The organism is Sinorhizobium saheli (assembly GCF_001651875.1).
Taxonomy (GTDB): Bacteria; Pseudomonadota; Alphaproteobacteria; order Rhizobiales; family Rhizobiaceae; genus Sinorhizobium; species Sinorhizobium saheli.
Map to the genome: position 1 here is coordinate 62,394 of NZ_LNQB01000081.1, position 12,245 is coordinate 74,638.

A 12,245-nucleotide genomic window follows, 5' to 3' on the forward strand; every position below is an offset into this window, starting at 1 on the left:
GTCATGCGAGACTATCGTTCCCGCGGCTTTTCAGGCTCAATCCCCTTGATCGATCGGGCGCTGATCAATCCCCTCAACCCGATCGCTTTCCCGACAGCCGTCGCGCGCAGCGAAGGTCAAGGGCGGCGGCCAATTTTCCGAGAGGCGAACATGCCTTCCGGAGATGCCCGTCCGGAAAATTCCGGGCGCCGGCGAAGCCTTGCCCTTGAGCGCAGCGAGCACGATGGCAGGCTTGCGGCGGTTCGAGAGAGGGGCTGCCTCTGCATTACAAGCGCGATCATCGCGTTGCCCGTCGCGCTCGCAATCGTCGCCTCGTTGCCCCGTGTGGCATCGGCCGACCCGCCTTCCGGTGAACGCGTCGCCCACGGTTTGACCGTTCCAGATCCGCGCGATCCATATGCCAGCTTTGTCGCCCAGGCCGCCAAACGCTTCGCCATTCCAGAACGCTGGATACGCGCCGTCATGCGGGTCGAAAGCAGCAATGATCCGTCCGCTGTTTCACCGAAAGGTGCAATGGGCCTGATGCAGGTCATGCCGGCAACATGGGCGGAATTGCGCGCGCGCCATCGCCTTGGCGATGACGCTTTCGATCCGCGCGACAACATTCTTGCCGGCGCTGCCTACCTTGCCGAACTGCACGATCTCTACGGCTCGCCGGGGTTTCTCGCCGCTTACAATGCCGGACCCGGTCGTTACGAAAAGCACCTTGTCACCGGCAATCCGCTGCCCCGGGAAACCGTCGACTATCTCGCAAAACTCGTGCCGATGATTGACGCGGAAGCTGCGCCAATCATGCGGATCGCCGCGCGTTCACAGCGCTATGAATGGGCTGATGCACCACTGTTCTCCTTACAGCAGGCCGACGTCGGTGGAGCCGATGTTTCGTTGAGCGGGCGGCGCCCGAAAAGGTCTGTCGGCGAGACTCCTGTCGTCGATCTTTCGGCACTCGCACCGGCTTCCGAAGGCCTCTTCGTCCGGCAAGTAGCTGACAGGGTGCGGCAGCCATGAGAAGTGTAGCTTGGCGTGCTGCAGTGATGCAGATCGTATCCGTTGCGGAAGAGTGTGGGGGTGCCGCGAAAGCAACCGGGTATGGCAAGATAAAAGGCCGCACATCGCGGCTTGGACGGTCGGTTGTTATGATTGGGTTTTTTGGCTATCTGCGCACCTCGTCCACGAGACACGCGATGTGCGCACCGGCCAATTGCCTAGGAATATCAATGGGAATTGCACATCGCGCAGGATTTGCTGATGAACAGGGATGATGATTTCCGCGTGCGGCCTGGCCGCATCCGCTCCTCCAGAAACCAGCGTGCGAAGCCCTTCATTGCCCAGGCGCTCGCGGCCGTCGAGAAGGCTGGCGGGCGCGTCTCCCCCTCCGGCAGGATCATCAAGGGAAAGGGCCGAAGCCCGAGCTTCGCGCGCGGCCGTGTCGCCAGCGTCCGCGCCAATCGGCTAATTACCAGCCGCACACGGCTCTGCACCGTCAAGGCGCGCGTAGTCCGCAACAAGGGAAAGGCGGCTCCGCTTGCCCGTCACCTCGATTATCTCCGCCGCGACGGCGTCACCCGTGACGGCGAAAAGGCTAGGCTGTTCGGACCCGAAAGCGACAGCGTCGACGCCAGGGCGCTCGCGGAGCGCTCAGAGGAAGATCACCACCATTTCCGCTTCATCGTCTCGCCGGAAGATGCCGTCGACCTGGAGGACCTGAAACGCTTCACCCGCGAACTGATGCGCCAGGCCGAGAAGGATCTCGGCACCAAGCTCGATTGGGTCGGTGTCGATCACTGGAACACCGACAATCCGCACGTCCATGTCATCCTGCGCGGTCGGACCGACGACGGGCAGGATCTCGTCATCGACCGCGACTATATCCGCTCCGGCTTGCGCGACCGCGCCCAGGACCTCATCACGCAGGAACTCGGACCACGAACAGAGCGCGATATCGCCCGCGCCGTCGAGCGCCAGGTCGAGGCGGACCACTGGACTGCGCTCGATCGCCAACTCGCAGCCGACGCCGGTCCGAACGGCGTCATCGATGTCGCGCCGTCGCTGGACCGGCAGCCGGATGCATACCAGGTCCAGAAGATCGGGCGGCTTCGATATCTTGAGCGCCTTGGGCTTGCCCAATCCGTCGGCGGGGGCCAGTGGATCCTCAGCGATGAGGCGGAAGCGACGTTGAGAGAGCTTGGGGCTCGGGGTGACATCATCAAGCGGATGCACAGGGCGCTGACCGACCATGGTATCGAGCGCGTTACCGCGAACTATGTGCTCGCCGGCGAGCGTGATGGATCGCCGATCATCGGTCGCCTGGTCGAACGGGGGCATGATGATGAGCTCAAGGGCACGGCCTTTGCCGTGGTCGACGGCATAGACGGCCGCGTCCATCACATTCGCTTTCCCGATCTGGAAGCGACCAGCGATAGTGCGCCCGGATCGATTGTCGAGCTGCGTGTCTTCGACGACGCCAAGGGCGAGAGCAGGGCGGCGCTTGCCGTCCGCTCCGATCTCGCACTCGAGGCACAGATCAAGGCGGGCGGGACAACTTGGCTCGACCGGCAACTGATCGGCGGAGTGGCTCGCGAGCTCGGTGGTGGCTTCGGGCTCGAAGTGCGACAGGCGATGGAAGCGCGCACCGAGCATCTGATCGACGAGGGACTGGCGCGGCGCGAGGCAGGCAGGGTCATCTTTGCCCGCAATCTTCTCGCCACCCTGCGAGAGCGGGAGGTCGATGCGCTTGGCGACAAGATTTCCCGGGAGACGAGCCTGCCGTTCCAGAAGGCGGGGCAGGGTGACTATGTCGCAGGAACCTATCGCCAGCGCTTCGTGCTCGCGTCAGGCCGCTTCGCCATGGTCGATGACGGGCTCGGCTTCAAGCTGGTCCCCTGGACACCGTCCATCGAGAAGCATCTAGGCAAACATATCTCTGGCGTCGCCCGCGCCGACGCGGGCGTCGACTGGAGCTTTGGCCGCAAGCGCGGCCTTGGACTTTGAAGCGCAAGCGACAAGTATTTTTGCGATGCATTTCGCCCCGTTGCGAGACCTGTCTTCGCGCGCGTTGCAATGCCCTGCGCATTGGTTTTCCACTGCCGAACCTGCTTCATCCTCGGAAGGGAAACCATCCAATTGCCAGCCACACGCGTCCTCTGGAGTCAGATCCTCGTCGTCCTCCTGATCGTGTTCACCATGGTCTGGGCGGCGACGCAATGGACGGCGTGGCGGCTCGGTTTCCAGCCGCAGTTGGGTTCGCCCTGGTTCGAGCTTGGAGGTGTGCCGCTCTACCCGCCGCCGGCGCTCTTGTGGTGGTGGTACTTCTATGACGCCTACGCGCCGCATATCTTTCTGGAAGGCGGAGCCATTGCCGCATCCGGGGGCCTGCTCTCTATTGCAGCTGCGATCGCCATGTCGATCTGGCGGGCGCGTGAAGCCAAGGACGTTCATACCTACGGCTCCGCCAGATGGGCCGAGCGCGAGGAGATCGAGAAGGCAGGGCTGCTCGGCGATGATGGCGTCGTGCTCGGCCGCTACGACGGCGCCTATCTTCGCCATGACGGCGCGGAGCATGTTCTCTGCTTTGCCCCGACCCGATCGGGGAAGGGCGTCGGGCTTGTGGTGCCGACACTGCTGACCTGGCCGGGCTCGGCCATCGTCCACGACATCAAGGGCGAGAACTGGGAGCTCACAGCCGGCTTCCGCGCCAGGCGCGGTCGGGTGCTGCTCTTCGATCCGACGAACCTGAATTCGGCTGCCTACAATCCGCTGCTGGAGGTCCGAAAAGGCGAATGGGAGGTGAGGGACGTCCAGAACGTCGCCGATGTTCTGGTCGATCCCGAAGGTTCGCTCGAAAAGCGGAACCATTGGGAGAAGACCTCCCACTCGCTCCTTGTCGGTGCGATCTTGCATGTCCTCTATGCCGAAAAGGATAAAACGCTTGCCGGCGTCGCGGCCTTCCTCTCCGACCCGCGCCGGCCGATCGAAGCCACACTGTCGGCGATGATGACGACGCAGCACCTTGGAGAGAAGGGGCCGCATCCGGTGATCGCCAGTGCCGCCCGGGAACTCCTCAACAAGTCCGACAATGAGCGCTCCGGCGTATTGTCTACCGCTATGTCGTTCCTTGGGCTCTATCGGGATCCGGTCGTCGCAATGGTCACGCGCCAATGCGATTGGCGCATCTCGGATATCGTGGGAGGGGAGCAGCCAGCGACGCTGTATCTGGTCGTGCCGCCGTCCGATATATCGAGGACCAAACCGCTCGTCCGCCTCGTTCTCAACCAGATCGGCCGACGGCTGACGGAAGATCTGCACGCACGTGAGCGGCGACACCGCATGCTGATGATGCTCGACGAATTCCCGGCGCTCGGCCGCCTCGACTTCTTCGAAAGCGCACTCGCCTTCATGGCCGGCTACGGCATCAAGGCGTTTCTGATTGCCCAGAGCCTTAATCAGATCGAAAAGGCCTATGGCCCAAACAACTCGATCCTCGACAACTGCCATGTGCGGGTGAGCTTCGCTACCAATGACGAGCGCACCGCCAAGCGTGTGTCGGATTCGCTCGGCACCGCGACGGAAATGCGGGCGATGCAGAATTATGCCGGCCACCGGCTGGCGCCTTGGCTCTCACATCTGATGGTCTCACGCTCCGAGACCGCGCGGCCGCTGCTGACGCCAGGCGAAGTGATGCAGCTTCCGCCCGATGATGAGATCGTCATGGTCGCCGGCATACCGCCGATCCGAACGAAGAAGGCGCGCTACTACGAGGATGTGCGGTTGAAGCAGCGGGTGTTGCCTGTACCCGCAAGCGACGAGCCCGGCGACCGTCCTCCGCCTGCGGATGATTGGTCGAGTGCGGCCCCTTCGGCAGAGAACGAGCGCACCGATGAACGCGCGCTCGGTGCTGCAGGCGTTCCGTCGGATAGCGCAACTAACGACGAGGCGAACGCCGGCCTTCGTCGGGAGCCTGGTTTGGAGGCGCATAAGGACATCGTACCCGAAGCGGATACGACCTCTTTCAATGAGTTCGACCTCGATGCCGACGAACCCGAACGGGACGCTCTCTCGGGACAGTCCTTGACGCGTCGTATGCGTCAAGTGGCACGCCAAGCGTCCATGGACCCGAAGGACGGCGTGGAGCTTTGAGATGGCGGTAAGCCCGGAAAAGAAGCAGCGCCTGTCGGTATACTTGGATCCCGACCTGAAGCGGCGGCTTGCCGACTTCGCCGATCGGCGGGAGCAATCGGCTTCGTTGATTGCGGAAGCTGCCATTGCGTCCTTCCTCTCACCAGACGCCGATGAGCGGAAGGAAGCGGTGATCGTCAAACGCCTGGACCGCCTGGACCGGAACCTTCAGCGGATGGAGCGAGACCTGGAGATCACAAACGAAACGCTCGCACTGTTTATCCGCTCCTGGCTGAACTCGATTGTTCCTCTGCCCGAGAATGCACAGGCTGTAGCGCGCGCGAAGGGAGCGGAACGCTACGAGAAGTTCATTGAGGCCTTAGGACATCGATTGGCGAAAGGGACCCGGATCCGGCAAGAGCTCGCCCACGAATTCACCTCCAATGATTGAACGAGGCCAAGCTGTTGCCTCCCGTTTCACTCATGATGTACCATCATAGTCCTGCCCTGCCATTTGCTAGCGATCGTGGGTAGCCGTAATCACTGCTGGCCAATTCTGTCGTCACCGCCATATCCAGAGATCCGTCGGGTCGACGGGTGACCACATAGGTAATCCGGTCGATGATTTCGTTCTCGGGGCCGAACACCAGGACCCGCGGCTGACGTTCAATGATGTCGTCGATCTCACCAAAGAAGCTGGAGGCCACGATGACTTCATCGCCCGGCTGACAGGTGCGGGCCGCAGCACCATTCAGGATGCAGCATCGGGAACCCGCATCGCCATAGAGCACGTAAGTGCTGATCCGCGCGCCCGACATCTTGTTCCAGATCTCGACATACTCCAGCGGCTTGATCCCGACCTCGCGGCAAAAGTCCGCGTCGATAGTGATCGAGCCATGATAGTCGAGCTTAGCGTCAGTCACCCGCAAACCATGAAGTTTTGCGCCTACATATTTCTCCACCGATTGTCCTCCGAACTGGTGAGGTTCTTCATTCATGCGCAGAGCAAGACGGCCCCTCCGGTCAGCCCAGCCCCCGCAGCTGTGAGCAACAGCTTTTCGCCCGACGAAATGCGCTTCTGTTCATTCGCGATGGAAAGAGACAGCGGGATGGTCGCAGCGGACGAGTTGCCGAACGTCGATATGGTGCTGACTGTCTTCTCGCGGTCGATATCGAGATTGCCGCAGACGGCGTCAAACATGCGTGCATTAGCCTGGTGCGGAACAAAACGATCGACATCTCTTGCGCGAATCCCTGCTTGCTCAAGCACCTGCTTTGACGTCCGGGTCATCAGCGCGACGGCGCGGGAGAAGACCTCGCGGCCATCTGTCATGGTCATCAGATAGTCTTCGCCAGGTGTATCCGGGGAGAATGGGCGGTTGCTGCCGCCAGCCGGGATGTGGATCAGGTCATAGCCGCTTCCATCCGATGCCAGGTTGGCGGAAATGAGACCGCGTTGCGGGTCAGAGCAGGGCGTTAGCACGATGGCGCCGGCGGCATCGGCAAACAGCACTGCGCTCGCCCGCTCGGCGGGATTGATGCGGCGACTGAGAATATTGGCAGCGATCACCAGCACAGGGCGCCCATGCGCGCGGACGAAGCCGTCCGCGAGTGTGAGCGCATAGAGAAAACCCGAACAAGCGCCGGCGAGATCGATCCCACCCGATCGTTGAAGGCCCAACCGGTGTGCGAGAAGCGGCGCCGACGGCGGCAGAAGATGATCCGGCGTCGAGGTTGCCAGCAGGGTCAGCGCAATCTTTTCACTGTCGATCCTGGCATCTTCAAGCGCCATCCGTCCAGCCTCGGCAGCAAGGCCACTCAAAGTCTCGCCGTCTCCGGCCCAGTGACGGCTTCGTATGCCGGTGCGGCGCTCGATCCAACCGGCCCCTAACCCGAGGCGTGCCTCGATCTCGGCATTGTCGACGCGGCGCGGCGGCGCGGCATGCCCGAAACCGGCGAGACGAGAAGACCGTATCTGCATTGTCAGGCCTTTCCGAGAACGATCGACGCCACTTCGTCGATGGCGTCATAGGCATGAGCGAGTTCGTCCGGTGTGACGCAATAGGGCGGCATCAGATAGATGACGTTGCCGAGCGGACGGATGAGCAGCCCGCGCTCGCGGAACAGCCATCGCATGCGAGGCCCGACATCAGCCAGATAGCCGCCAGCCGGCACGACAAGATCGAGCGCCGCGATCGTCCCAGCCTGCCGGACATTGGCGAAACGTTCGTCGCCTTCGAGTCGCTTGAGATTCTGCCGATGCAGCAGCTCGAGACTTCGGATGCGTTCGGCGACGGGTTCGTTCCGCCAGACCTCGAGATTGGCGACGGCAGCCGCGCAAGCGATCGGGTTGGCGGTGTAAGAGCTCGAATGGAAGAACGTCTTGCGCCGGTCGGTCGACAGATGGGCGTTGAAGATTTCGGCGGTGCAGAGCGTAGCGGCAAGCGGCAGGGAACCGCCGGTGAGCCCCTTGGAAGTGCAGAGAATATCTGGCGAAATATCTGCCTGCTCGCAGGCAAACATCGTCCCCGTCCGGCCCCAGCCGCTCATCACTTCATCGGCGATGAAGAGGCAACCGTGGTGGGTTGCGATCTCCCTAAGGCCTGCAAGCACGCCTGCATTGTAGATCTTCATGCCGCCAGCGCCGAGGACCAGAGGCTCGACGATTAGGGCCGCGACACGACCTGAACGGCAGAACGCCTCAAGGGCGTCGAGCGTCTGTTCTTCGCGGCCGGCTTCCGGAAACGGCAGCCGGTCGACAGCGAACAGCAGCGGTTCATAGGCCGCATTGAAGACGCCACGCTCTCCGGTCGACATGGTACCGATCGTGTCGCCGTGATAGCTGTGCTCCATCACGACGATGCGGTCGCGCGGCTCTTCCCTGTTGTGGAAGTAGCCGAGCGCCATTTTCAGCGCTACCTCGACCGAAGTCGAGCCGCTGTCGGAGTAGAAGACGTGGGTGAGGCCGGGTGGGGCGATCTCAATCAATCCCTGGGCGAGTGTCTCGGCCGGCTCATGTGAGAATTCGGCGAAGATGATCTGGTCGTAGGATTCGGTCGCGGTACGGATCGCGTGCATGATGGCGGGATGACGGTGGCCATGCGTGATCACCCACCAGGAGGAGATCGCATCGAGGAAACGGTTGCCATCCTCATCGCTCAGATATGCGCCTTCGGTTGCGGCGATGCGCTTCATCGGCGGCTCCAGCGCATGCTGGGTGAACGGATGCCAGACGGCCGAACGGGTCATGCGGACACCTCCACGAAGGATGCGACCTCGAAATTGTCGCGGAATGCCCGGCCGAGCGCTTTAGCGGAAAGGCTGGGCAACAGCGGCAGCCGTCCAAGGATGGGCACCCCGCCCAGCTCGGCGATGATACGTTGGGTCTCGCTGTTCTCGTCGCCGATGAAGGCGATACCCAAGATCGGTATGGCGCGGTGTCTCAGCCCCTCCAGGGAGAGCAGCGTGTGATTGATCGTGCCGAGCGAGGTCCTGGCGCACAGGATCACCGGAATGCGCCAACGGGCAAAGACATCGGCGAAGACGAGATCATCGGAAAGCGGAACCAGCAGCCCGCCGGCTCCTTCGATGATCAAGGGGCGATCGGTCACCGGCGGCACGATAGTTGCCGGGTCAATCACGATACCGTCGAGACGGGCTGAGAGATGTGGCGAAGCAGGTGTGGCAAGCCGATAGGCTTCAGGGAACACCCGATCGCGCCGCACACCGCCGATCCGTAAAACAGCCTCGCTATCGGTTTCCTCATCAAGCCCGGATTGCACCGGCTTCCAGTAGTAGCCGTCCAGCGCGTTCGTCAGTGCGGCGGAAAAAATCGTCTTGCCGACGCCCGTGTCGGTTCCTGACACGACAAAACGGGTCATGGCTTGCCCTCCTCGATGGCAATCGCCAAGGCCTGCACCATCTCCGCAATCTCGTCTTCGCTGACATTGAGCGTAATGGAAATCCTCAGGCGTGCGGTGCCTTCCGGCACGGTTGGTGGCCGAATGGCGCGCACGCCGAAGCCGTCGGCCCGCATGCGCTCGGCAATCCGCAGCGACCGGGCGTTGTCGCCGATCACGACGGGCAGGATCTGTGAAACACTCGGCCTGATGCCGAGCAGCAGTTGAAGATGCCCTGCGGCAAAATTCCTGAGATCTTCCAGGCGAGCGCGCCGTTCAGGTTCGTCAACGAGGATGCGCAAAGCTTCCCGCACGGCCGCTGCCATCAGCGGCGACGGCGCCGTCGAATAGATGAAATTGCGGGCGCGGTTGATCAGATAGTCGGCAAGGGTCGACGGCAGACCCAGGAGCGCACCGGAGACGCCGAGCGCCTTGCCGCAGGTGTGCAGGACGAGCACGTAGCCGCGGCTTTCCAGTGCCGAGGCGAGGCCGCGACCGCCAGTACCGAAGACACCGGTGGCATGCGCTTCATCGACGACGAGGAAACCGTCGTGTCGCTCGGCGACGTCCGCCAGGGCGAGGAGCGGCGCATAATCTCCATCCATCGAATAAAGGCTCTCGACGGCAATCCAGGGGCAGCCCTTGCCACCCGCCTGCCGCCACCTGCAGATTGCCTGATCGAAGGCGTCGACGTCATTGTGCGGAACTGCAACCGCCTGCGCCTTGCCCGCCGCTATGCCGTCATGGACGCTGGCGTGAATCAAGGCATCGTGGACGATCAGGTCGGCGCGCTGCGGCAAGGATGAAAACAGCGCGACATTGGCGGTAAATCCGCTGCTGAAATAAAGCGCCTTTTCGACACGAAAGAAGGCTGTCGCCTCCGCTTCGAGCGCCTCGTGTTCGGTGTGGTTGCCACGCAGCAGGCGTGAGCCGCCGGCGCCGGCCGGTACGCCTCGCTCGATCGCCGCCGATATCGCCGCCTTCAGGCGCGGTGAATTGGCAAGTCCGAGATAGTCGTTGGACGTGAAATCTATGCCTTGCCTCGGCGCAAGAGTCCGAAGCCGCGACTTTCGCTCGAGTCCGGCCAGCATTACTTCATAGGGATGAAGTGCCGACAGCTTCAAGGCGTCGGCCCCAACTGCATCGGCTTCAGCCCCAACCGGCGGAACAGTGCGGCGTCATGATCCTCGCCGGGATTGTCGGCTGTCAGCAGCGTGTCGCCGACGAAGATGGAGTTGGCCCCGGCAAAAAAACAGAGGGCCTGCATCTCGTCGCTCATGTCGGTGCGACCGGCCGACAGGCGGACATGCGACTTCGGCATCAGGATGCGTGCAAGCGCGATGGTGCGGACGAAGTCGATCGGATCGACCGGCGCCGCATCGGCAAGCTTTGAGCCGGGGATCGGGATCAGCATGTTGATCGGCACGCTTTCCGGCGGCGACGGCAGACTGGCGAGTGTCACCAGCATCGAAATGCGGTCCTCGACCGTTTCGCCCATGCCGAGAATGCCGCCGGCACAGACCTTGATGCCGGCATCGCGGACATTGGCGAGCGTCTCCAGCCTGTTCTCGAACGTGCGGGTGGTGATGATCTCCGAATAGTAGCGCTCGGACGTATCGACATTGTGGTTGTAGTAGTCGAGCCCGGCATCGGCGAGCCTTGCCGACTGCTCCGGCGTCAGCATGCCGAGCGTCATGCAGGTTTCCAGCCCAAGCGCCCTCACACCCTTGACCATGGCGACCAGCGCGTCCATGTCGCGGTCCTTCGGATTGCGCCAGGCAGCACCCATGCAATAGCGCGTCGCGCCGCCTTCCTTCGCCTTGCGCGCTTCGGACAGCACGCGCTCGACTTCCATCAGCTTCGACGCCTTGAGACCCGTCGGATAATGGGCGGACTGACTGCAATAGCCGCAATCCTCGGCGCAGCCGCCGGTCTTGATCGACAGGAGACGGCTCATCTGGATGGCATTGGGGTCGAAATTCTCGCGATGGATCTTCTGGGCACGGAAGAGGAGGTCGTTGAACGGAAGATTATAGATGGTGGTTGCATCTTCAACGTCGACCGCACGGCTGGCGGCGGCGCCTCCAATTTGCCGGCCATTCTGCACTTGAGAACTCGATGTCACCTCCGGCCTCCTCACCCTTGGTAGATAATCTCATATTTTATCTATAAATTTTGCAGTGCAGCATTTTGCAACCACCCTGCCGGCGAATTCGAATTCGCCGGCAACCTTAGGAGGCCCGCGACCAGAGCGGACCGGAAGCCACTCTGCGATCGGTGGCCAGGCAAAACGCACAGGCACGGTCTTCGGACCGCACGTCGCAGGTGTTGCGTAGACTTAAAAGCCGTGGCTCCGATCGTAGCCGTTCACTGGCGGTGCCTGCCAACCTTGAGGCAATCTCTTTGGCTTGTAGATCTCGACCGCCAGTGGGAAGCAAGCTGCCGTATCGGAGGAGTGCTCCGAGGAACAATCACCGCCCGGGCAGGCCGACATGCAGCCGAGCAGATCGATCTCGGCGAAGAACTCGAGGTAGTCGCCGCGACGGACCGGGCTCGCCTTCATGAAGTACTGACCGGTATCGCGGGTGAAACCTGTGCACATGAAGAGGTTGAGCACGTCGTGGACGTGCGGTTCTGCCAATTCCGGTGAGAGCCCGGTCTTCTTGGCCAGAGCCCGCGTCAGATTGGAGTGGCAGCAGTGGTGATACTGACCGTCATGGCTCAGGAGATTGTGGGTATAGGGATCGCAGCGGGTACCGATCACGTCATGGACGGAACCGCCGAACTCGTCGAAGCCGTACCAATCGAGTGTGTCGTGGGTGATGGTGGCGATCGGGCGCATGTAGGGGAAATTCGAGAACAGCTGATCGCCAAGGCCCACATGCGTGCCGTTGAGCGCACGCGTCTTGCCGCTATAGAAGCGCTCGTTGAGATTATTGAGGTTGAAGAGGTTGAGGTCACCGACTTGCGGCCCTTCCGGGCAAACAAGACGGCAGAAGTGACTGGCCGGAACTTCCCAGGTGGCGGCATCGCGCGGCGGAATGATGACCGTTTCGATCAGTTCCATGTCGTCGCGAAGCGCCCGATAGGCGGACAGATCAGGACGGGGCAGCGTGTCCGTTGGGTAGCAGATAACTGGTTTAATCGACTTGCGTGCGGCAGCATCCATCGGCGCCGCGGTGATCGGGTTGGGCTTCATTCAGTTCTCCGTTCTGTCTGTCTCGCCGCGAG

Annotated in this window: 11 protein-coding genes; 4 read left to right on the top strand and 7 right to left on the bottom strand. The window is 62.2% G+C overall.

Annotated elements, in window-relative coordinates; translation table 11 throughout:
• The first annotated feature begins 3 nt into the window (after positions 1–3).
• The 4 genes from ATB98_RS18970 (at position 4) to ATB98_RS18985 (ending at position 5,566) form a co-directional block, all read left to right on the top strand.
• The gene (locus ATB98_RS18970) at positions 4–1,008 is read left to right on the top strand and encodes a lytic transglycosylase domain-containing protein (RefSeq protein WP_084435585.1); all 1,005 of its coding nucleotides are present in this window, start codon (positions 4–6) and stop codon (positions 1,006–1,008) included.
• A 240-nt stretch (positions 1,009–1,248) separates the two neighbouring features.
• Complete coding sequence (locus ATB98_RS18975) at positions 1,249–2,991, top strand: relaxase/mobilization nuclease domain-containing protein (RefSeq protein ID WP_066876383.1); 1,743 nt, start codon at positions 1,249–1,251, stop codon at positions 2,989–2,991.
• Positions 2,992–3,123: 132 nt separating this feature from the next.
• Complete coding sequence (locus ATB98_RS18980) at positions 3,124–5,136, top strand: conjugal transfer protein TraG (protein ID WP_153435718.1); 2,013 nt, start codon at positions 3,124–3,126, stop codon at positions 5,134–5,136.
• A gap of 1 nt (position 5,137) precedes the next feature.
• Positions 5,138–5,566, top strand: coding sequence for a CopG family transcriptional regulator (locus tag ATB98_RS18985; RefSeq protein WP_066876244.1), 429 nt, complete (start codon positions 5,138–5,140; stop codon positions 5,564–5,566).
• Positions 5,567–5,609: 43 nt separating this feature from the next.
• Here the strand turns inward: ATB98_RS18985 and ATB98_RS18990 are convergent, their stop codons facing one another.
• The 7 genes from ATB98_RS18990 to ATB98_RS19020 all read right to left on the bottom strand — a co-directional run bounded on the left by ATB98_RS18990 (position 5,610) and on the right by ATB98_RS19020 (position 12,213).
• Positions 5,610–6,077 carry an aspartate 1-decarboxylase gene (locus tag ATB98_RS18990; protein WP_066876386.1) on the bottom strand — a complete coding sequence of 156 codons (468 nt, stop codon included), beginning with the start codon at positions 6,075–6,077 and terminating at the stop codon, positions 5,610–5,612.
• Positions 6,078–6,109: 32 nt separating this feature from the next.
• Positions 6,110–7,096 (bottom strand): beta-ketoacyl-ACP synthase III, encoded by a 987-nt coding sequence (locus ATB98_RS18995; RefSeq protein ID WP_066876246.1) that lies wholly within the window; start codon positions 7,094–7,096, stop codon positions 6,110–6,112.
• Positions 7,097–7,098: 2 nt separating this feature from the next.
• Positions 7,099–8,364 (bottom strand): adenosylmethionine--8-amino-7-oxononanoate transaminase, encoded by a 1,266-nt coding sequence (locus ATB98_RS19000; RefSeq protein ID WP_066876248.1) that lies wholly within the window; start codon positions 8,362–8,364, stop codon positions 7,099–7,101.
• A complete protein-coding gene (gene bioD, locus ATB98_RS19005; RefSeq protein ID WP_066876250.1) occupies positions 8,361–8,996 on the bottom strand; it encodes a dethiobiotin synthase in 636 nt (211 codons plus the stop codon). The genes ATB98_RS19000 and bioD overlap by 4 nt, the downstream gene beginning before the upstream one ends.
• Positions 8,993–10,138: an 8-amino-7-oxononanoate synthase gene (locus ATB98_RS19010; RefSeq protein ID WP_153435720.1), complete on the bottom strand. Its 1,146-nt coding sequence runs from the start codon at positions 10,136–10,138 to the stop codon at positions 8,993–8,995. The genes bioD and ATB98_RS19010 overlap by 4 nt, the downstream gene beginning before the upstream one ends.
• On the bottom strand, positions 10,135–11,121 hold the full coding sequence (gene bioB / locus ATB98_RS19015; RefSeq protein WP_066876254.1) for a biotin synthase BioB: 987 nt from the start codon (positions 11,119–11,121) through the stop codon (positions 10,135–10,137). Before bioB ends, ATB98_RS19010 begins: the two co-directional genes overlap by 4 nt.
• Before the next feature lie 231 nt (positions 11,122–11,352).
• Entirely contained in the window at positions 11,353–12,213 is an 861-nt protein-coding gene (locus tag ATB98_RS19020) for an urea carboxylase-associated family protein (protein ID WP_066876256.1), read from the bottom strand.
• Positions 12,214–12,245: the final 32 nt, after the last annotated feature.